General features: G+C 36.5%; 18 protein-coding genes. 14 read left to right on the top strand and 4 right to left on the bottom strand.

The features are described 5' to 3' along the window. Positions 1-265: 265 nt before the first annotated feature. On the top strand, positions 266-1,222 hold the full coding sequence (locus tag RU96_RS09060) for a Gfo/Idh/MocA family protein (RefSeq protein ID WP_071865216.1): 957 nt from the start codon (positions 266-268) through the stop codon (positions 1,220-1,222). 225 nt (positions 1,223-1,447) lie between these two features. Here RU96_RS09060 and RU96_RS09065 read toward each other — a convergent pair whose 3' ends face one another. Both RU96_RS09065 and RU96_RS09070 read right to left on the bottom strand, forming a co-directional pair. Then, positions 1,448-2,758, bottom strand: coding sequence for a sensor histidine kinase (locus tag RU96_RS09065; protein WP_071865217.1), 1,311 nt, complete (start codon positions 2,756-2,758; stop codon positions 1,448-1,450). Between the two features lie 3 nt (positions 2,759-2,761). Continuing rightward, a complete protein-coding gene (locus tag RU96_RS09070; RefSeq protein WP_071865218.1) occupies positions 2,762-3,439 on the bottom strand; it encodes a response regulator transcription factor in 678 nt (225 codons plus the stop codon). A gap of 148 nt (positions 3,440-3,587) precedes the next feature. Here RU96_RS09070 and RU96_RS09075 point away from each other — a divergent pair, with 148 nt between their 5' ends. The 3 genes from RU96_RS09075 (at position 3,588) to RU96_RS09085 (ending at position 6,364) form a co-directional block, all read left to right on the top strand. Continuing rightward, positions 3,588-5,105 (top strand): ABC transporter permease, encoded by a 1,518-nt coding sequence (locus RU96_RS09075; RefSeq protein WP_071865219.1) that lies wholly within the window; start codon positions 3,588-3,590, stop codon positions 5,103-5,105. A 33-nt stretch (positions 5,106-5,138) separates the two neighbouring features. Further along, the gene (locus RU96_RS09080; RefSeq protein WP_071865220.1) at positions 5,139-5,801 is read left to right on the top strand and encodes an ABC transporter ATP-binding protein; all 663 of its coding nucleotides are present in this window, start codon (positions 5,139-5,141) and stop codon (positions 5,799-5,801) included. Positions 5,802-5,914: 113 nt separating this feature from the next. Continuing rightward, on the top strand, positions 5,915-6,364 hold the full coding sequence (locus RU96_RS09085; RefSeq protein WP_071865221.1) for a YaiI/YqxD family protein: 450 nt from the start codon (positions 5,915-5,917) through the stop codon (positions 6,362-6,364). 110 nt (positions 6,365-6,474) lie between these two features. Here RU96_RS09085 and RU96_RS09090 read toward each other — a convergent pair whose 3' ends face one another. Beyond that, positions 6,475-8,193 (bottom strand): ABC1 kinase family protein, encoded by a 1,719-nt coding sequence (locus tag RU96_RS09090; RefSeq protein WP_071865222.1) that lies wholly within the window; start codon positions 8,191-8,193, stop codon positions 6,475-6,477. A 252-nt stretch (positions 8,194-8,445) separates the two neighbouring features. On the opposite strand from RU96_RS09090, the gene RU96_RS09095 reads away from it, so the two are divergent. The 6 genes from RU96_RS09095 to RU96_RS09120 all read left to right on the top strand — a co-directional run bounded on the left by RU96_RS09095 (position 8,446) and on the right by RU96_RS09120 (position 15,004). Continuing rightward, entirely contained in the window at positions 8,446-9,507 is a 1,062-nt protein-coding gene (locus tag RU96_RS09095; RefSeq protein WP_071865223.1) for a D-alanine--D-alanine ligase, read from the top strand. A gap of 123 nt (positions 9,508-9,630) precedes the next feature. Further along, complete coding sequence (locus RU96_RS09100; protein ID WP_071865224.1) at positions 9,631-10,977, top strand: UDP-N-acetylmuramoyl-tripeptide--D-alanyl-D-alanine ligase; 1,347 nt, start codon at positions 9,631-9,633, stop codon at positions 10,975-10,977. A gap of 311 nt (positions 10,978-11,288) precedes the next feature. Beyond that, a complete protein-coding gene (cshA, locus tag RU96_RS09105; RefSeq protein WP_071865225.1) occupies positions 11,289-12,821 on the top strand; it encodes a degradosome RNA helicase CshA in 1,533 nt (510 codons plus the stop codon). A 299-nt stretch (positions 12,822-13,120) separates the two neighbouring features. Next, the gene (acpS, locus tag RU96_RS09110) at positions 13,121-13,471 is read left to right on the top strand and encodes a holo-ACP synthase (RefSeq protein ID WP_071865226.1); all 351 of its coding nucleotides are present in this window, start codon (positions 13,121-13,123) and stop codon (positions 13,469-13,471) included. Positions 13,472-13,502: 31 nt separating this feature from the next. After that, positions 13,503-14,621 carry an alanine racemase gene (gene alr, locus RU96_RS09115; protein ID WP_071865227.1) on the top strand — a complete coding sequence of 373 codons (1,119 nt, stop codon included), beginning with the start codon at positions 13,503-13,505 and terminating at the stop codon, positions 14,619-14,621. Between the two features lie 11 nt (positions 14,622-14,632). Then, complete coding sequence (locus RU96_RS09120) at positions 14,633-15,004, top strand: type II toxin-antitoxin system PemK/MazF family toxin (RefSeq protein ID WP_071865228.1); 372 nt, start codon at positions 14,633-14,635, stop codon at positions 15,002-15,004. A 78-nt stretch (positions 15,005-15,082) separates the two neighbouring features. Here RU96_RS09120 and RU96_RS09125 read toward each other — a convergent pair whose 3' ends face one another. Further along, a complete protein-coding gene (locus RU96_RS09125; protein WP_071865229.1) occupies positions 15,083-16,189 on the bottom strand; it encodes a class F sortase in 1,107 nt (368 codons plus the stop codon). 316 nt (positions 16,190-16,505) lie between these two features. On the opposite strand from RU96_RS09125, the gene RU96_RS09130 reads away from it, so the two are divergent. From RU96_RS09130 to RU96_RS09145, 4 genes are all read left to right on the top strand, one after another. After that, positions 16,506-18,098, top strand: coding sequence for an AcpB/EbpR/MafR family transcriptional regulator (locus tag RU96_RS09130; protein ID WP_071865230.1), 1,593 nt, complete (start codon positions 16,506-16,508; stop codon positions 18,096-18,098). Between the two features lie 91 nt (positions 18,099-18,189). Beyond that, positions 18,190-18,504, top strand: coding sequence for a hypothetical protein (locus RU96_RS09135; RefSeq protein ID WP_071865231.1), 315 nt, complete (start codon positions 18,190-18,192; stop codon positions 18,502-18,504). Positions 18,505-18,508: 4 nt separating this feature from the next. Then, positions 18,509-19,174 (top strand): HAD family hydrolase, encoded by a 666-nt coding sequence (locus RU96_RS09140; RefSeq protein WP_071865232.1) that lies wholly within the window; start codon positions 18,509-18,511, stop codon positions 19,172-19,174. A 266-nt stretch (positions 19,175-19,440) separates the two neighbouring features. Further along, positions 19,441-22,146 (top strand): YhgE/Pip domain-containing protein, encoded by a 2,706-nt coding sequence (locus RU96_RS09145; protein WP_071865233.1) that lies wholly within the window; start codon positions 19,441-19,443, stop codon positions 22,144-22,146. Positions 22,147-22,187: the final 41 nt, after the last annotated feature.

Below are 22,187 nucleotides of genomic sequence, written 5' to 3' on the forward strand. Positions count from 1 at the left end.
CGTGGCGAGTACCACGACTAACTTGTCTATAAAAAGATGAGATTTTTGTAAAATTAACTTTCTTCTGTTAAATTTTAATTATAGTTGTAAAGAGTCAACGGTTGAATGCAACTGTTGACTCTTTTATTCGTTTCATACTAAGTAGTTCTAAATTTAGTTACAATGCTAATTTATGCGTGAAGTTTTTAGTAAAAAAATTTAGTAACTTTTATTGGTAACGTTAAGCCTGAGAAAATAAAAGCTCGTTTTTTAGAAAGGAGTCATTATGTCAATTTCGTATGGTATTGTCAGTACAGCGTCAATTGTTCCCCGTTTTGTAGCCGGAATTCGTGCTAGTCAAGAAGGAAAGGTTTCAGCCATTGCTTCAAGAGAACTTGCTAAAGCACAAAAAGTTGCCACAGAACTTAATATTCCTAAAGCTTATGGTAGTTATGCCGAAATGTTTGCCGATCAAGAAATTGATATCATCTATATTGCCACTTACAATAAAGGCCATTTTGAAACTGCTAAACAAGCTTTAATGGCAGGAAAACCGGTTTTATTGGAAAAACCTTTCACTTTGTCTGCAGCTGAAGCAAAAGAATTATTTGCCTTAGCCAAAGAAAAAAAACTTTTTTTAATGGAGGCCCAAAAAGCAGTTTTTCTACCGATTACTTTAGCGGTGAAAAAAGCAATTCAGGCTGGGAAAATTGGGGAGATAAAATTGATGCGTTCGCTTACTTCTTACCCTCATATTGACCATGTTAAATGGTTCCCAAGTCTTGAAGCTGGTGGGGGGACTTTACATGGTTCTGGAAGCTATCCCCTTCATTACATGCATTTTATTACGGATGAAAATTATCAAAACGTAAAAGGAAATGCAGTAATGCCAAAGGGAAGGTCTGATAAACAAAGTGATTTGAGTTTGAAATTTGGTGAGACTATTTTGGCCAATATTTTTATCACGACTGAATTTGGTACAGATAATGGGATGACAATTTATGGTACCAAAGGCCGAATTGAGATTCCTAATTTTTGGAAGACACAAGTCGCCACTATTTATACTAATGAAGGAAGAGAAGATTTGCATATTCCTTTTAGCAGTGAATTTGCTTTTGAAGTAGATCATGTCAATGAATGTTTAAAACAAGGCTTATTAACTAGTCCTGTGATGACCCCATCTTTAACCATTGAAACGGTGGAATTAGTGGAAAACCAATATCAAAAATGGCTCAATGAATAGTCAAAAAGCTCCTAGCGGTTAAGCAAATGAATTTTTGTTAACCGATAGGAGCTTTTTTGGTAGAAAGAAAGAGCTGTTTTCAAAAAGAGGACGTTGTGTTTTCTTATTGCCGGCATTTTGAACTAGCTCTCTGCGGCAATAAGCTAAAATTTGAAGAAATTTGAAAAAGCAATTTATTAAAATTCCATCTTATTGCTTGAGAGCTGGACGAGTTCATGAAGCTTTCTATGTTCTATTTTTTAATGGAATTTTGGCGCGGAAAATGACACCTTTAGGATTTAAGTCATGGACAGTCAGCTTGCCGTGATGTTCTTTAACAATTTGTTGTGCGATAGCTAGTCCTAGACCAAAACCACCACTATTTTTATTGCGGGAACGTTCTTCCCGATAAAATCGTTCAAAGATTTGTTGTTTATCTTCATCACTAATGTTCGCCCCAGTATTACGCACCTCTAGTAGCCAATCATCATGGGTAATCTGGGAAAGCAGGATGATTTTATCTTTTTCTTGTGTGTATTTTAGTGCATTGTCTAAAAGAATCACTAGGAGTTGATGAATCTTTTTTTCGTCGACTAGCACGTTTTCGTTGGCGTAATTTTCTAAAATAAAAAATTTATTTTCTAAATTGGCAATTTCTTGAAACGGTTTAGCTAGTTGGGTAATAAAAGGTTGTGTTTGCAAATTGTTTAAAGCTAGCGTTGTTTCGTTGGCGTCACTTCTGGCAATTGTTAGTAAGTCGTTTGTTAAAGAAGTCAGTCGTCTGGTTTCATTTAAGGCTTGGGCAATGGGTTCAGACTGCTCTAAAATCGTTTCGTTTGGTGTGGTAAACAACTTTTGTAAACTATTTTGAATAATTGTAAGAGGGGTCCGTAATTCATGGGAAGCATTTTCGACAAATTCTTGTTGCTTTTGCCATGCTTTAATAATCGGCGCCATATTTTTTTTAGAGATAAAATAACTGACAGCTAACGAAATTAGCCAAAAAATAACCATACACATAATTAAAATGGTTTTGAAAGTTCGTAAAGACTCATCAATTTGATCAGTGTTTTCCAACAGTTGAATATAAGCAACATCTTCTTGTGGCGTGTCTAGTTTGCGCGTGATCGAACGAAAATGAAGGGTTTGATCATTATTTTTTACGTTAACAGTTTGAATCGTCGCTAAATTGTTGACTGATAGTTTCAAATTCTGTAGTTCGGTAAATCGACCTCCCAAGACAGCTTTATTTAAAATTTTACCATCAGCACTCCACAAAATTATTTGCGAGTTAAAGCGGTTGTTACGGTTTCCTAAAGGTGGTAGATCTGATTTTTGCATTAAGAAAGGATTATCTTCTTTTAGTCGGGTAATCTCTGTTGTAATCGTACGCTCATCTTGGCTAATATTTTTTAAAGATTCATCAGTTTGACGATAAGCTGAGCTTTGTAGCAGCTGTAACACAATAAGTCCTAACAAAAGAAAAATAAGCGCAAATGCGCCAGCGTTTAGTAAAAAGAATTGGCGGCGTTGTTTTTTTGAAATTTCTGTATTCATCTTTTACCCCTGTTCTTGCAACAAATAACCGACATTTCGCAACGTTTTGAAGTCATTGGCAACACCAGTTGGCTTTAAATGTTTACGTAAATTACTCATATACACTTCTACCACTGTAATGGTCGTATCTGAATCAAATCCCCAAATACGATCAAAGATTTGTTCTTTCGTTAAAATGACGCCCTTATTTTGAATAAAGTAAACGAGCAGTTCAAATTCTTTTCCTTGAATAGGTAAAACAGTTTCTTGGAAAGTCACTTGATTACTTTGTAAGTTACAACTAATCGGACCATAAGTTAAACTGCTCTCTTCATATAAGCCTAAGGAGCGCTTTAACAATGCTTTTACCCGTAACAATAATTCTTCGCGGTAAAAAGGTTTTGTCAGATAATCGTCGGCTCCTTTTTGAAAACCAGTTACTTTATCATCAATGCCATCTTTAGCCGTTAAAATCAAAACAGGCGTCTGAATATTTTGTGCCCGTAGCTGGGCTAAGACTTCATAGCCGTTTATTTCTGGCAGCATTAAATCTAATAAAATGACATCATAAATATTACTTTGTGCTTCAAATAAGCCTGTTTCCCCATCAAAAACTTGGGTGATTTCGCCTAAAGGCTGGATAATTTCTTTTATATTATCAGATAGTGTCTGTTCGTCTTCGACAATGAGTAGTTTCAGCATAATCTTCACCTCGTGTTTATTTTATCATGTTTACCCTAAATGAAACTTAATTTACTTTTTTTAAATCTCTGATTGGCTTTAAGCTAGATTTAAGCTCGTGTAAATAAGCTAGGGTTACAACACATCAAAAATAACTGGAGGACATAAAATGAACTTTTTAAAACGGGCTTATCAAAGTCTTTGGGCCAAAAAAGGCCGCAGTATTTTATTAATTGCTGTTTTTGCAGCGATTCTAATTTTTGTTTTAGCTGGCCTAACAATTAAAAGTGCAACAGAAGTAGCGAGTGAAAATGCTAAAAAAAGCGTAGGCGCAACTGTTACGCTTGCGACAAATCGCCAAGGGATGTTTAAAGCAGATAATGACAGTACTACTAGTGAAAGTGAAAAACCAGATCCTAGTAGTTTTGAAATGACACCAGTGAAATTAAGTGACGCTAAAAAAATTGCAGCTTTATCTGGGGTGAAGTCTTACTCCTTTGAAGTCAGTACCTCAGCTGATAAAAGTAGTGGCATTGAGCCGATTTCTAGTGAGAGTGAGCAAAGTAGTGAAGATTCTGATAGTGAAGAATCTGCTAATGGTCCAGCCGGTCAGATGCCAGGTGGAAAAGCTCAAATGTCACAAGGAGACTTTCAGATTACTGGTGTTTTAGAAAGTAGTGCGTATTCTAGTTTTGCTGCTGGGACGGCCAAAATTACAACAGGAGAGGCGTTAACACAAGCAGATGAGAATAGTAATAATGTTTTAATTGAGTCTTCTCTTGCACAAGCCAATGATTTAACAGTCGGTGATACGTTCAAAGTAAAAGATAGTGATGATAAAGACGTTACCGTTAAAGTCAAAGGAATTTATGAAACAAGTGATAGCGGAACAAGCATGGGGATGCGTTTTAACTTTATGAATCCAGCTAATACGATTTTCACTTCTTATACCTTAGCCAATGAGTTAAAAGGTAGTGATGCAACCGATACGATTGACTCGGCTGTTTATGATTTATCTGATCCAAAAGAAATGGATAGTTTTGTGAAAGAAGCTAGCAAATTAATTGATACGGACACGTATAGCTTACAAACCAATGATCAAATGTATCAACAAATGTTACAGCCATTAAATAATGTCGCGAGTTTTGCTAAAAATATTATTTTGCTAGTAGCAGCTGCCGGTGTCATTATTTTGACTTTAATCGTAATGTTAACAATTCGTGAACGTCGTTATGAAATCGGGGTGCTGTTGTCATTGGGAGAATCACGTTTTAAAGTTATTTTACAATTCTTTAGTGAAATTTTCGTTTGTATGCTTTTTGCCTTAGTGATTGCAACATTTAGTGGCAATGTCGTTGGGAATGCGGTTGGCAATCAGCTACTAGCCCAACAAAGTGAAACAACAGAAGTGGCTAATACTAACATGGGGCCTGGTGGGAATGCACAAGGTGAAAAACCAGATGGACAAACAATGCAAGCTCCAAATGGCAATAAAGGGCCAGGGATGCAACGTGGCTTTAATAATGCGTTACAAACAAGTGAAGCTGTAAAAGAACTAAAAATTAGTGTCTCCCCAACTGAAATTGCTAGTTTAGCCGCAATGGGCTTATTTATCAGTATGTTTGCTATTTTATTAGCAAGTGTTGGAATTTTACGTTTAAATCCGAAAAAGATTTTAGTTTCGTAAAGCCAAATTAATAATTAATGGAGGAAACCACAAATGATGCTAACAACAGAAGATTTAGGCTATTGGTATGAACCAGATGGCCCTTTATTTGAAGACGTAAACTTGAATTTTGAAGCAGGTAAACTTTACGCAATTTTAGGGAGTAGCGGTTCAGGTAAGACGACCTTTTTATCCTTAATTACAGGATTAGACGCGCCAAAAGCAGGAAAAATTTTATATAATAATCAATCTTTAAAAGAAATTGGGTTACAGGAATATCGCCGTAAAGATGTTTCCATTGTTTTTCAAGCTTATAATTTACTACCTTATATGTCTGCGGTGGATAATGTTTTAACGGCAATGGCAATTGCTAAAACCCAACAAAGCGATCCTAAGGCTTATGCGTTAGATAATTTGGCGCAAGTGGGTATTACCAATGATTTAGCCCATAAAAAAGTAACGCAACTTTCTGGGGGGCAACAACAACGAGTGGCAATTGTGCGGGCGTTATGTTGTGATCATGGTTTAATTGTCGCAGATGAACCAACAGGAAACTTAGATGAGAGCACTTCAAAAGATATTGTTGCCTTATTTCAAAAAATTGCCCATGAACAAAATAAATGTATTATTTTAGTTACCCATGAACAAGAAGTAGCAGCAGCTTGCGATGCGGTTTACGAATTAAAGAATAAAGAATTTCACGAGCTTATTCGTTAGACCATTTCGTATCTAATGAGTAAATGTAGCCCACACTCCTTATTTGCTAAAAAAATAATTATCCCTCATACTAAATGAGAAGATTGTAATTGCAAGCATAAAGGAGAAAAAAGATGCGCTTTATAGTGGATGGTGATGGTTCACCGGTAAAAAAAGAAGTGATTGCTTTAGCCAAAAAGTATCATAAAAAAGTGTTAATTGTAACCAGTGTCGATCATTATACAACAGAAACCTATCCAGATTTTGTTCAGTTTATTTATGTAGATAAAGGAGCCGATAGTGCGGATTATCGCATTGTAAAAGAAATTAAATCAGATGATTGGGTAATTACCCAAGATTATGGTCTGGCTTCATTAGTTTTGCCAAAAGGCGCACGGGTTTTTCATCATAATGGTAAAGAATATTTACCTGAAACAATCGATCAACTATTAGAGCAACGTTATTTAGGCGCACAGTTAAGAAAAGCTGGGCAGCGCACAAAAGGACCCAAAGCTTTTACCCCAGCAGATCGACAGGCTTTTACAAATATGATGGAACAACAACTCATAAAAGAGGTAAATTAAAAAAGCTCCTATTAGTAGAGTTTGTGACAAAAGTCTTGTCACAAACTCTTTTTTTTTAAATAAACGTTGGGACAGAAGCAGCTTTTGTCACAACCTTGAAGGTTACTCACTTATTTTTTGAAACGACGATAGAGGTAGCCAATTGCTAATAACAAAATCGTTATAAAGGCTGCTGTATAGCCAAATATGCCTAAATTATCAACAAAGCTGGGTTGTGCATCTGGGCTTGAAACCACCAATAAAGAAGAACTTAAAATTACCGCGGCCAAGACTACGGCGATGACGATCCGATTGACCATTGCCTCTAGGCGATCTAAAATTTGCTTTTGATCATTAATTTCTAAGTTGACGCGACTTTTACCGTTACTGACAGTATCAAGGGCATTACTGATTTTTTCTGGCAATTTAGGTAAATTGCGTAAGTTTTTAAATAACGTTAAACCTTGTCGCTTGGCTTCTTCTTTTAAATCGAATTGTTTGAAAAAATATTTTTGAGCAAAATTTTGTAACACTTCCATCATTGAAAGTTCAGGATCTAATTCTTCCACAACACCTTCTAAAGTACCAAAGGCTTTAATTAACATAGTGACAGACTGATCCATTTGGAGGTTATTCGCATGACAAATGCCGATAACTTGGCTTAGGACTTGTTGTAAATCAATTTCTTTAAGTGAAAGATGATAGTATTCGCTTAAAAATTCCTCCAGCTCATCATGAAAACGGTATTCATCAAATGGTCCTTCTTGCCGACATAAACGCAAAACAGCTTGGGCTACGGCAGCTGTATCTTGAGTATAAAGAGCAATTACGGCATCGGTTAACTTCCCTCTTAACGTATTGTTTAAATTTCCCATCATACCAAAATCTAAGTAGATGACGCGATACGGCGGTAAGTTTTTTGGTGTTTGCCAAGTAGCTTCGTAGCCAAAAGGACCAAAGCGGCCAACTCGTTCTTTAGGAATATTTTCAGAACTAGAAATCATTTGTAAAAAAAGATTGCCAGGGTGTGGATCAGCATGAAAAAAACCATCTTCAAAAACTTGTTTCATAAAAGATTCGACTAACAATAAGCCAATTTTTTTCTTTAATTCCTTATTAGTGACGCTACCATAGGCGATGGCCTCTTTGGGGGCGTCAATTAAATAGCGTAAGCTTTTGCCGGGCATGAATTCTAAAACGATAACTTTTTTGGTACAGTATTCGTGAAAAACTTGAGGAACTTTTACTTCCCGCCAATTATTATTGTTTTTATAAAAACGATCGGCATTTTGGCTTTCCTTTAAAAAATCAGTTTCATTATCTAAAGAAGTGCGTACTTCTCTTAAAACGCTCCGCAAATCAATAACGCTCGTTTCAGGGATTTTTGAAATTAAGGGAATCGCTTTTTCAAATAAGGCTAAATCAACATTAATTGCCTCAATAATACCAGGGTGTTGTACTTTAACAATGACTTTTTGTCCATTTTTTAAGGTAGCTTTATGAGCTTGACCAATGGATGCAGAAGCAAAAGCTGTTTTTGTAAAGTCACTAAAAATCTCTGTCAGAGCAAAGCCCCATTCATTTTCTAAAAGTGTTTTTACTTTACTAAAATCATCACTTTTCACATTATCTTGTAAACTTTTAAATGCTTTAATATAGTCTTTTGAGAGTAAGTCAGTGCGCACAGATAGCATCTGGCCAATTTTAATAAAGGTCGGTCCCAATTCTTCAAAAGCAGTACGAACTGCTGCGGGATTTTTTTGTTGGCTAAAATTTTGAATGACTTTATACTTAGTAAAGACTGTGATGATGGTTTGTAGCCGTTTCTTTTTAGAAATTTCTTGGCTCACTTTTACACCTCCTTATGTATATGGCGCTTTTAAATCAAACAAGGTTTCTTTTCTTCTATGGTACTGTTTAAACGTTTTTGTGACAAATAATTCAGCCAGATAAGCAGGAGAAACTAGCATTTCCCGCTTGTTTTAGAAAGAATAGTTTTCTGCCTTCAGTTACTAGTTTGGAAATAATATGTCGTAAAGGGCATTTTTGTGCTAAAATGTGAGAGATAAAAAGATGTGAGTTGATCACGGGAGGAAATACTTTTGAAAATCGTATTATTATATGGCGGTCGCAGTGCCGAGCATGATGTTTCAATTCTTTCAGCTTTTTCTGTGCTGAATGCTATTTACTACGACTACTATCAAGTCCAACTAGTTTTCATCACAAAAGATGGCAAGTGGGTCAAAGGACCGTTGCTGACGGAAAAACCAAAAAATGATTCTGTACTAAAATTAACATGGGACACAGAAGATGCTACTGGTGAAATTATTTCACCAAGTACGATTAAAGAAGAAAATGCGGTTGTCTTTCCGTTATTACATGGACCAAATGGCGAAGACGGAACGATTCAAGGTTTCTTAGAAACTATTGATATGCCTTATATTGGTGCAGGTGTTTTAACGAGTGCTTGTGGCATGGACAAAATCATGACCAAATATATTTTACAGGCTGCCGGAATTCCGCAAGTACCTTATGTGCCAGTTTTGAAAAATTTGTGGAAAGAAAATCCCAAACAAATTTTTGAACAATGTGAAGGTACATTATTATATCCAATGTTTGTGAAGCCAGCTAACATGGGTTCTTCAGTGGGAATTTCAAAAGCTGAAAACAGAGAAGAATTACAAAATGCCTTACAAGAAGCCTATAAATACGATACAAGAGCGATTGTAGAACAAGGCATTGAAGCGCGCGAGATTGAAGTTGCTATTTTAGGAAATGAAGATGTCCGTACAACTTTAGCAGGTGAAATTGTCAAAGATGTCGCTTTTTATGACTATAATTCTAAATATATCGACAACCAAATTGTCATGCAAATTCCAGCGGAAGTGACAGATGATGTACAGCAAAAAGCACAGGAATTTGCCAAAAAAGCTTACGTTATGTTAGGTGGCAGTGGTTTGTCTCGTTGTGATTTCTTTTTAACCAATAAAAATGAATTGTTTTTAAATGAATTAAACACAATGCCCGGGTTCACCCAGTACAGTATGTATCCTTCACTATGGGAAAAAATGGGGCTAAAATATGGTGACTTAATTGAAGAATTGATTCAATTAGCACTAAAACGTTATGAACAACGGCAAAGCTTTTTAACCGACGTGAAATAAAGAAAAGGTGAGATGATTCTTTGCAGAACATCTCACCTTTTTTATGATACAAAAAGGCTAGTTTAGTTTTTAGTTAAAAGTTTAGCTTAATTTTTTAGGAATATGTTTAGAATGGAGCAGAAAATGAATTTAACAATTAAAGAGATTGCAGCTTTATTTGAGCAAGTAGAAATTCGCGATGAATCACTTATTTCAAGTGTTGAATTTGACAGTCGTAAGATTACAAGTGGTGGTTTATTTGTTCCTTTAGCTGGTGAACGAGATGGCCATGACTTTGTCGCTGCCGCAAAAGAAAACGGGGCAGTCGCAACATTTTGGAGTCGAGATTTAAAAGATGCGCCATCGGATATGGTTGTCATTTTAGTTGCTGATGTTTTAGCGGCATTGCAAACTTTAGCACAGTACTATTTGCAAAAGGTCAATCCAAAAGTTGCGGCAATTACAGGCAGTAACGGAAAAACAACAACAAAAGATATGACCGCTGCGGTAATGGCGACGCAATTTAATACTTATAAAACACAAGGCAACTATAATAACAATATCGGCATGCCTTATACGATTTTGCATATGCCAGCAGATTGCGAAGTTTTGGTATTGGAGATGGGGATGGACCATGCAGGAGAATTAACAGAACTTTCTTTATTAGCTCAACCAGATGCTGCGGCAATTACAATTATTGGTGAAGCTCACATTGAAAATTTAGGTTCTCGTGCCGGGATTGCCAAAGCAAAAATGGAAATTACTGCGGGATTAAAACGGGATGGCTTGTTGGTAATTCCCGCTGATGAACCTTTATTAACGCCACTTATTGCTGATTTGCCTCAAGAAATCACTACTTTTGGCTTAGATAGAGGCGATTTAACAGCAACTATTACAAAAGAGGATAAAGCTAAAACAACATTTATGATTCAAAAGACAAAATACACGATTCCCGTTATTGGAGGGTATAATGTCAAAAATGCATTGATTGCGTATGCTTTAGGAAAATATTTTGGTGTCTCTTTAGCAAATATTAAACAAGGATTAGCTAAATTTCAATTAACTAAAAATAGAACAGAGTGGCTGACAGCTAAAAATGGTGCTCAAATTTTAAGTGATGTGTATAACGCCAATCCAACTGCTATGGGATTAGTCTTAGATACAGTCGCTAATTTAAAAACAGACGGACGTAAATTAGCAGTCCTAGCGGATATGTTGGAGTTGGGTCCTGATTCAAAAAAAATGCATGCGAAGATGGCACATCATATTGATGACCGCTTCAGTGTCATTTTCTTATACGGCAGTGAAATGAAATCTTTATTTAATGCTTTAACGCAAATGGATAGTCACTTAATGGTCTATCATTTTGATAAAGAAAATAAGGCAGAGTTACTTAAAATGGTGCAAGCGGAGTTGAGACCTACTGATACCATTGTTTTAAAAGGAAGTAATGGCATGGGACTAACAGAAGTGGTGGCCGCTTTGATTTAAAAACTAGTATTATTAATTTATTTTGCAGAATAGAATTGAAAACTTGCTGAAAATTTCATTCTATGTTAAAATGACACGATACCGAAAATCAAGGGTAAAGTGAATCTCACTTTTTGAAGTTAAGAGGACGGTACAAAAGTAGACAATGAATGAGCAAAAGCAGTGTTACTGCTTTGTGAGTGAACTCAGCTTTTTGATTGTGCCTCTTTTGGCCTTCCTCTTTTGCTATTTGGCAGCAGGCTGCCGAGAGTTATTTTCGGTAGAGGGCATCAAATACATTAGATAAGAACCACATCTCAAGGAGGAAACTTTTGAAATTTAACGAACTTAATTTATCACCTGAATTATTGCAATCTGTCGAACGGGCCGGCTTTGAAGAAGCAACCCCTATTCAAGAAGCAACAATTCCTCTAGCACTAGCAGGACGCGATGTAATCGGCCAAGCACAAACAGGTACTGGTAAAACAGCCGCTTTTGGTCTACCAATGTTGGAAAAAATCGATACCAACAATCACACATTGCAAGGTCTTGTTATTGCTCCTACCCGCGAACTTGCGATTCAAACGCAAGAAGAATTGTACCGTTTAGGACGGGATAAAAAAATTCGCGTTCAAGCCGTTTATGGTGGCGCTGATATTGGCCGCCAAATCCGTGGCTTAAAAGATCGTCCCCATATTGTTGTTGGGACACCTGGTCGGATGCTTGACCACATTAACCGTCACACATTGAAATTAGGAACAGTTCGGACATTAGTCTTAGACGAAGCAGACGAAATGTTGAATATGGGCTTTTTAGAAGATATCGAAAAAATCATCTCCCAAGTTCCTGCAGAACGCCAAACTTTACTATTTTCTGCAACGATGCCCCCAGCTATTAAAAATATTGGCGTGAAATTTATGAAAGATCCTGAACATGTGCAAATCAAAGCTAAAGAAATGACTGCAGACTTGATTGATCAATATTATGTTCGGGCCAAAGATTTTGAAAAATTCGATGTTATGACACGTTTATTAGACGTTCAAACGCCAGAACTTGCAATTGTGTTTGGTCGGACAAAACGTCGGGTAGATGAATTAGCCCGTGGTTTAGAGACTCGTGGCTATCGTGCAGAAGGCATTCATGGTGATTTATCACAACAAAAACGGATGAGCGTTTTGCGTGCGTTTAAATCTGGTCAATTAGATATTTTAGTTGCTACAGACGTTGCTGCCCGTGGTTTAGATATTTCCGGGGTTACACACGTTTATAACTACGATATTCCTCAAGATCCTGAAAGTTACGTTCACCGTATTGGTCGTACCGGTCGTGCCGGTAAAGGTGGCATGTCAGTTACTTTTGTCACACCAAATGAAATGAGTTACTTACATGTTATTGAAAACTTAACGAAAAAACGGATGTCTCCATTACGTCCACCAACCGAAAAAGAAGCCTTTAAAGGTCAATTAGGGGCTGCCGTACAACAAATTGAAGACGGCTTAAAAGAAAACGGTTTGGAACGTTACATGACTACCGCTGAAAAACTAATTGAAGGCTATGATCCAGAAGTTTTAGTTGCTTTATTGCTAAAAACGATTGCCAAAGATCCCGCAGATGCTGTGCCGGTGAAAATTACACCAGAGCGTCCTTTACCAAGTGGTAAAAAAGGGTTTAATAAAAACAATCGTCGTGGTGGCGGTGGGGGTAACAACCGCAACCGCAAAGAAGGTGGCAATTACCGTAATAAAAATAAAAATAGCCACTACAATAAAGAAGGCCAAAAACGCAACGATCGCCGTCGCGATGACCGTCGCCAAAATGATGGTGGCAGTAAGCGTAATTTCGTTATTCGGAATAACCAAGATTAAGCCAATCGATCTAAAAGCAACGAGTCAAACTAAATTGATTCGTTGCTTTTTATTTATTAACAAAAATATAAATTTTTATTTAGCAAATCTTTCCCATTTTTTATCAAAAAAGGGTTTACATAAGGCTGTTGTTTGCGTTACGCTTGAGTTTGAACAAAATTCACATTATAATAATCTGTTACAGTTTTTTGAAAGATGTGAAGTCTTTTGATGGTTTTTCTCGCAACATTTGGTAGAATAATACTAGTAAAAAATTAACGCTTAGGATTTTAGGATAATTGCGATACGGGAGTCTATAAATGATAAGAGGAATCGGCATTGACGCTGTTGAATTAAGTCGAATTAAAAAGATTATCACCGAAAAGCCACAGTTTGCCAGTCGCGTTTTAACGCCCAAAGAATTAGCGATTTTTAAAGGGTTGTCCCTTAAAAGACAAATAGAATTTTTAGGTGGCCGCTATGCCTGTAAAGAAGCATTTTCTAAAGCTTGGGGCACAGGGATTGGGAAAGTGACTTTCAAAGAGCTGGAAATCCTTCCCGATGCACTAGGAGCCCCCACAATGACTGCTTCACCTCATAAAGGACAGGTTTTTGTTAGTATTACGCATACTGATGAAATGGCATTTGCGCAAATTTTATTAGCAGAGTAATGTTTTTTAGGATAGAAAGAAGGAAAAAAGCTTGGTTACATCGATTCATCGCCCAACTAAAGCAATCATCAATTTAACGGCTATTACCCAAAATACTGAGAATATTATCCAAAAATTACCGCCTCAAATGAACCTTTTTGCAGTCGTCAAAGCTAATGGTTATGGACATGGTGCCGTAGCTGTAGCTAAAGCTGCTTTAAAAGGTGGCGCCAATGGTTTTTGCGTCGCTACGATTGATGAGGGAATCGAATTGCGAGAAGCTGGTATCACCCAGCCTATTTTAATCTTAGGGGTAGTGCAAGCAAGCTATATCCAATTGCTGAGTGAATATGATTTAGCTTTTCCAGTAACAACGTTGGAATGGATAAATGAAGTAGCAACACTACTAAAAGTAGAGCAGTTGCCACGGCCGTTAAAAGTTCACTTAAAAGTTGATACTGGAATGGGCCGAATTGGTTTTTTGGCATCAGAAAGTGTCAATGAAGCAGTTCAATTAATGGAGTCTATCCCGCAAATAGAATGGGAAGGGATTTTTACTCATTTTGCCACTGCTGATCAAGCTGATAAAACCTATTATGAGACTCAAAAACATCGCTTTTTAACTATTTTGGAACAATTACCCTACCGTCCTCTTTATATTCACGATAGTAATAGCGCTACTGCCCTATGGCATGAGCCGGTGGGTAATCTGGTAAGGTATGGTGTGGCATTATATGGGCTAAATCCTGCTGGTGAATCTTTAAAAACACCTTATGAATTAAAAGCAGCGTTAGAGTTAGTTTCTCAAGTAGTACAAGTAAAACAACTACCAAAAGGTTCAGGCATTGGCTATGGTGAAACGTATATTACGCCAAAAGAAGAATGGATTGGCACTGTACCAATTGGTTATGCTGACGGTTGGTTACGAAAATTACAGGGATTTCAAGTTTTAGTAGATGGTAACTTTTGCGAAATTGTCGGCCGTGTGTGCATGGATCAAATTATGATCCGTTTGCCTAAAAAAGTGCCTGTGGGAACAAAGGTAACTTTGATTGGAAAAAATGGCAATCAGGAAGTTACGTTACAACAAGTTGCAGATAAATTAGAAACAATTCACTACGAAGTTGCTTGTGGCTTTTCGTCACGAGTACCACGGGAATATATTGAATGAGGATGAGTTAAATGGTGAAACGCGGAGATATTTTCTTTGCTGATTTGTCACCGGTCGTAGGATCTGAGCAGGGAGGGATTCGCCCTGTTTTAATTATTCAAAATGATCGGGGCAATCATTTTAGTCCAACTGTAATTGTAGCAGCGATTACAGCTAAAATGGCAAAACCAAAACTACCAACTCATGTCGGCATTAAGGCGACTGAAAGTGGTATTAATAAAGATTCGGTAATTTTACTCGAACAGATTCGTACGATTGACAAAAGCCGCTTGAAGGAAAAAGTCTGTGTTTTAGATTCTGTGACGATGAAAGCTGTGGATCATGCGCTGCGCATCAGTGTAGGATTAGCAGAATTAACGCCTGCTCCCCAGCAGGCTACATAAAGAAACGCGCTTCAACAAGTTTTGTCACTTGTTGAAGCGCGTTTTTTATAAATAAATACTAGGGGGAGGGTAAGCATTTTATTTATAAGCAAATACGACGAGATTGTGAACGTCATTGATACAAGCTTGTAAGGTGACTCTTTCACCACCGCCTGTGCCAATCATTTTGTCCCAATAATCTGCGCCATCGCTAAGGCGATAAGCTTCATCATCTACTTGGGCAACTTCATTTACTGTATAGGTGGTAACTTTACCAGCGGCATCTGATATTTTGAATTGAGAGCCTATCCCGAGATTAAAAATGACGCTAAAAGCACCAGGGTTATGGGCGATAATATGCGTGTTTAGACCATCATCTCCAGATTGGACTGGCGCACCACCCCAAGTAGCAGCACGGTTGTGATCGGCATCGATTACAGCTTGACCACTGGCTTGTCCAGCATTTTGATAATTAATAAATTGTCCATTAATTTCTAGTTGCATCGGTTGAATTGTTGGTGCTGCAACAGCCGCAGTAGTTGTATTTTCAGTACTACTGTCAGCTTGTGTGGCATTATCTTGTGAATTGTTGCTAGTGTTTTCTTGTTTAGTATTATGATTTGCATTTGAATTTGCAGATGAATTCTTTGTTTCAGTATTATCTTTTTTATCTTGTGCAGCTACTTCAGCTTGAGCTTTTGCCTCAGCCTCTTTTTTTTCAGCTTCAGCCGCTTTTTCTTTTTCGATTCTTTCTTTTTCAAGTTTTTCTTTCTCGATTCTTTCTTTTTCGGCTTGAGCTTTTGCTTTTGCTTCAGCTTCAGCTTCAGCTTTTGAATCAATGATAATTACTGTAATTTGTTTAGTACTAGTATTACCTGTTTCGTCTTTTGCGATTAAAAGCACTGGCATTACGGCTACTTTATTCGTATCTAATGGTGTTTGAACTTCTAATGTTGGTTTTTCATCTTGATCATCTGTTACTGTGAAATGATCAGTTGCTTTAAATTCAGTTCCTCTTTCTATGGTAATAGCGATATCTCCTAAAATTTTTGGAGCTGATAGATCACTTAGCGTTTGTGCTACTACGGCGTTACTGGAATATGTAGAACCTGAAGTATAAAAATCAAAGCCAGAAAAGGTGACAAGTGTACATAGGAAAATAATTATCCATTTCATTTTACATTTATGCCATATTTTTTTTATCACTGTAAATTCCTCCATTATTATATTTAAATTTATATCAAGTTTTATTTGTTTTATCTTTCCTACTTACACATTTAGCTTAAGAAGAATGATGGTAAAAGTTAAATGGATTTCACAAAATATAACAACGACTGTTTTTTTAAATCTTTGTAATTGCCGATAATACAATGTTTTTTTGCTTATCTCATAATTTTCTTGTTTGTGAAAAAAACTGAAGTAGGAAAAATTATTAAATAAAAAACTCGGAAGTGTTCGATAGTTGTTTGTGAGTATGTTAAAATAGAATTAAAAAAATGGTAAGTTGGTGAGTTAAATGAGGATGTTATTGAATACCGCTATGAAAAGACGATTATATTTAATCGAATTCTTAGCTAAGCAAGAGCGCTGGTGGCCGTTAGAAGAAGCTGCAGCGCATTTGGATTGTTCCACCAAAACATTAATAACCGACGTTAACTATATAAATGATGAGCTGGAAGAATATCTGCATATTGATATTTCAAAGGTGCGGGGGATAAAAGCACATCCTATGCAGTCAAACAAGATTAATAACATTTATCAAAATGTGATTCAAAATTCCAACGAATTCCAATTTTTAGAACAAGTCTTTTTAAATCCAGATCAAGACGCTGAATTTTGGATTAATAAATTATTTTTAAGTGAAGCTACTTTTTATCGGATGGTAAGTAGTGTGGGAAAAGCTTTAAAAAGAAGAGGACTGACCTTGGAACGTAAGCCGTTTCGGATTACAGCCCCAGATGAACGCTGGGTGCGTTTTTTCTACCAAGCTTATTTTCTTGAAGCGTATGGTACTGCCAACTGGCCTTTTCCAATTGATAGACAGGAGTTAATTTGTTTTGTGATGCGAACTTCTACGGATTTTGATATCTTATGGGATGATCATGAAATTATTGAACATGCCTATCTCTTAATGGTAACGATTATTCGAGCCTCACAAGGGTTTCTCTTAAGTGAAGCAATTTACGATGAAGAGGATGATCTTTTAGATCAGCTTATTAAAAGTAATCATAGCTATAGTGAAAAAATTGCCAGTACTCAGTATGTTCTAGTTCCTGAGTGGTATAAAGAGACGAGTCGCACGGTTTTTCATGAATATTATACTTGGGATAATCAGCAACAAGAAATACGTATTCAAACAGCTGTGGAGCATTTTTTACAAGCTGTATCTAAAGCTGTCGATTTTCCTTTAAGCACGCGGGATGAAAAAAAGATTGTGCAACAATTAATGGGGTTATATTCTACTTATAGTTTGTATCCTTATGATCGGGAAATTTTGCACAATTATAGTCAAGAGTCCGCCCAAAATATTCAACGAATTTATCCTATTTTTTCCAAAATTGTCAGTGTAAATTTACGCGAAATCGAAAAAGATTGTAATTTTCCTTGGGTTCAAAAAACAGAATCTGATGTTTTATGCATGCTGTTAAAAGAATGGGAGAATTTACCGCTTCAATTAGAAAGTTTGCGGCGACGGTTATCAATTTTAATTGTTAGCAATATGGGGATTCGTCATGCAAATATGTTGCGTAGTTTGTTAAAAGGACAATATGGTGAACGGTTTAAAATTGATTTATATAAAGAGTCGCCACTTTTTGTTTCTAGCGCAGAATTAAAACTATTTGAAGAATATGACCTAGTAGTTACCAATGACTTATTAGCTGACTATCAACATAGTAATTTGATGATTGTTGATAATTATCTGTCAGAAACAGATTGGGAAGTTTTAAATCGTCGGGTTATTACGATTCAAAAAGAAGCTTCTGATCGCTATTTGGAAAAATTAGATGCTACTGAGTTTCGTTCAGGTCGCTTTGTTTATCCAAACTATAAACACCATGAGCGAATCGCGACTTTTATTATGGATGAATCACTAAGTCAGAAAAAGGAACAATAAATTTTTTAAAGAAAAAAGTTAGCAAGCACCTGCAACCGCCATTGGTTAGAAGGTGCTTTTTGGATTATAATAAATTTAAGGAGGGGTTAAATTGAAAGCAGAACAGTGGCAAAAAATCAAAGAAAATTATGGTGAACAACGAGAATTTTTAGATGGAGTCTTTTACCGGCTACGCCTTTTACCAGAAAATAAAGCTGAAATGGCCATCATTCACTCTGGTCCGTGCGGAGAAACGATTCATGCGCCAAAAGTAACTTTTTCCCAAGAAAATTTACAACCGCTAAGTGCTTTTGATAGTTTAGCTACACCAACTATTAATTTGTCCTATGAGCAAGCACCAGAAAAAGTGAGTGAAATATTTGATTTAACGGTAGAAAAATTTTTAAATGCAAAGAATTTAGGGTGATTTGATGATTGAGATGGTAATTTTTGATATGGATGGTTTGCTAATAGATAGTGAACAAATGTACCAGCGAGGTTGGTTAAAAGTAGCAAAAAATCACGGTATTGCCTTAACAGAAGCGGACATGAGAGGTTGGAGCGGTCAAAGTGCAAGCCAAACGATGGCTAAATTAGTGGCTCATTTTGGTTCTGCGACAATTGTCGAAGAAATGAAAGAGGAACGAGAACTTTTTATCGCCGACGAATTAGCCAATGGCGCTTTGCAATTAAAGCCTTACGCTAAAGAAACATTGGCTAAAGTAAAAGAAAAAGGTCTTTATTGCGGCCTAGCCACTTCGACATTGAAAAAAAGAGGTCAGATGTATTTAGATTATTTTGAATTGGCACCATTTTTTGATGTGGTAACATTTGGCGATGATGTCAAAGAATTAAAGCCTGATCCGGAAATTTATTTGGCAACTGCAGCAAAAGTGAACGCTTCCCCCCAACATACTATTGCGGCAGAAGATTCTCTAACTGGCGCTAAAGCAGCCATGGAGTCAGGTATGAAAGTCGTATTAGTGCCTGACCAAAGTTTACCTGCTAATCATCGGGATCCGGCAGAAATTGGTTTAACCCCTTTTTTACAAGGGAAAAGTCTAAAAGTTCTTTTGGATTTCTTAAATACATTATAATGGATACAGCTTGTGAAACGTCTTAATGGGTCTTCACAAGCTTTTTCATTTGCCAAAAGAACCGTATTTATTTCTATATAATGATAATTTTGATAAACTTAAAGTAATGTTTAAGATGATCGTTTCTAAAAAGAATTTGCAAGCCTTTTCTTTATGACAGATTGTCATAAGTGTCAAAAAGACAAGTCTATCATAGCTTTTTTAGATGGCAGCCAAAATTAATGCGTGGTAAAGTAATCAAGCATAAAAAAATAAAGGTGATGAATATGCAGCATATTAAAAATGTTTTTGAATTATATAAAACAGACTGGAAACGAATTTTTAAAAATCCGATGGCAACTTTTCTAATCGTTGCATTAATGATTTTACCTTCTTTATACGCTTGGTTTAACATAAAAGCCTTGTGGGATCCTTATGGTAATACTGGTGAATTGCCTATTGCAGTTTATAGTGATGATGCGGGTGCCAGTTTACAGGATAAAAAAGTAGAGATTGGCGATCAGGTGATTGATACTCTTCATAAAAATAAACAGTTAGGTTGGCGCTTTGTCGACTCAAAAGAAGACCTAACTAAAGGTGTACGCTCTGGGAAATATTATGCCGGGATTTATTTACCAAAAGAATTTTCCCAAGATTTATTGAGCTTTACCACTGGAACAATTAAAAAGCCGACGATTGAATATTATATTAATGAAAAAATTAATGCGATTGCGCCCAAAATTACTGACAAAGGGGCTACTAGTTTACAAGATCAGATTTCGAGTCAGTTTATTGATACCGCCAGCAATACCTTAATGAAAGTATTCAATGAAGTGGGCTATGATATTGACACCAATCTAGTCAGCATCAATAAAGTCAAAAATTTAATTTTGACGACAAATGATAACCTCGATCAAATTGAAGGTTACACAAAAGAAGTTGTGGCTTTAAAAGGAAAAATGCCGGAAATTAAAGAAAAACTGAATAAAGCCAATCAATTTATTGATTATCTGCCCCAAGTCGATGAAATGGGGGACAAATTAGTCAGTTTAAATGATAAAATGCCGCAATTGAAAAAAGAAGCAGCCATTATTTTGGACTTGCAAGCTAAGATTCCAGAAATTCAAAATGCCGGTAAACAATTAGCCATGGTGGATGGCGATTTTGAAAATATCAAGAGTACCATGGATGCAGGGATTAAAGATGCCAAACAAGGCTTAACCATTATCGAACAAGTTCAAGGGATTTTGCCAGATATTCAAAAATTAGGCAATCAAGCACAAGAATTTGCGAATACGACAAAAGAAGGCGCCGAAGAACTACAAAAGGCGATTCCTAATATTACCCAAAGTGTTAACATGATTTTAAATAATTTGCAGTTTATTCATACGGAATTAAATAGTGCATTAGAAGATGTCTCTACAGCTTTAAAAGATAATCAGTTATCCACTGAAGAAAAAAAGGCAATCGACAAAACGCTTCAAGATTTTGTTAGCCATTTGAATACACAGCAGACAATTATTCAAAATCTGATTGACTTTATCAATAAGTTACCCAATGCCAGTGATAGTCAAATTTTACAAGATTTAGTCAGTCGCTTAAATAATGCCAAAACGCTGATTAGTGGTTTAGCGACTCGGATTACCACATTAAATGGCTATATTCAAGCCGGGGATGTCAATGCAGCGCTTAACTTTATCAAACAAGTCCAAGATATAGGCGATGAAGTGAATAATGTTTTAAGTGGTATTGATGCAACTAAGATTTCCAGCGAAATTTCAAAAGGTTTGACCCAATTAATTAATACTATTAATACCGCTGATGGGTTGCTAACAAAAGCCCAACATATTGATTTTCAATCACTATTGTCTTCAACTAAGACGACAATCACAAACGCGGTTACTATTTTAGAAAAGTATCAAAAAGAAATGCCAGCAATTGGCAAAGAGTTGCATGACGCAAATGTGATGTTAAATGGACATATGAATGCGATTGTTTCTGGTATTAATAAAGGTGCCGATTTATATAAAAATGATTTGCCGGAAGTCGAGAAAAAATTGGCTTTAGCAGTCGACTTTTATGAAAAAGATTGGCCTGGAATTAAAAAAGATTTGACCAGTACGATGGGAATGGTGAATGAAAAATTACCAGAAGTTGAAAAAGCATTAGACGTGGCCACAGATTTGATTCAAAATAACTGGCCATCGCTAAGAACTGGAATTGAAAAAGCCGCAGCTGCCATTAAAAAAGGTGAAGAAACTGCGGATCTTGGTGAAATTATTAAATTGTTGAAATTAGATGCCAATAAAGAAAGTGAATTTTTCACCAATCCAGTTGCTCTAAAAACCAATCAAATGTACCCGATGGCAAACAATGGTTCTGCCAGCACGCCTTTTTATACAGCGCTATGTTTATGGGTTGGGGCATTACTTTTATCTAGTGTAGCTGCGACAGATGTTTACATTGAAGATAAAAACAAAGGTCGTTTTTCAAAACGAGAAACTTTTGTTGCGCGGATGCTAACTTTCTTAACCGAAGGAGTAGGGCAAGCACTAATCGTAACCTTAGGAAATTACTTCTTATTAGGAGTCGATGTGAAACAACCTGTTTATGCCGTCTTATTTGGCTTATTAGTCGGCTTAGCCTTTATGATGATCGTTTACGTTTTAGCAGCGCTATTTGGGAATATTGGTAAAGGGATTGCAATTATAATCTTGGTGCTCTCAATTTCTGGGGGTGGGGGGAACTATCCAATTCAAGTTTCAGGGAAGTTCTTCCAAATGATTAATCCGTTGTTACCATTTACCCATGCGGTTGATTTGTTACGTGAGTCAGCCGGTGGTATTTACTGGCCAAACGCGTGGCCAAATATTTTCATTTTGTTAGGGTTGTTTATCTTCTTTGGGGTAGTCGGGACAATTGTCTATCCATACTTAGAAGGTGCAACTAAAAAACTCGGAAATATGACTAAAGAAAGTCATTTCTTCCATTGATGTGTCACAAGGAAAAAAGAAGGCAAATTATTATAATTTGT

Origin of the sequence: Enterococcus canintestini (genome assembly GCF_001885735.1) — a bacterium.
Taxonomy (GTDB): Bacteria; Bacillota; Bacilli; order Lactobacillales; family Enterococcaceae; genus Enterococcus_C; species Enterococcus_C canintestini.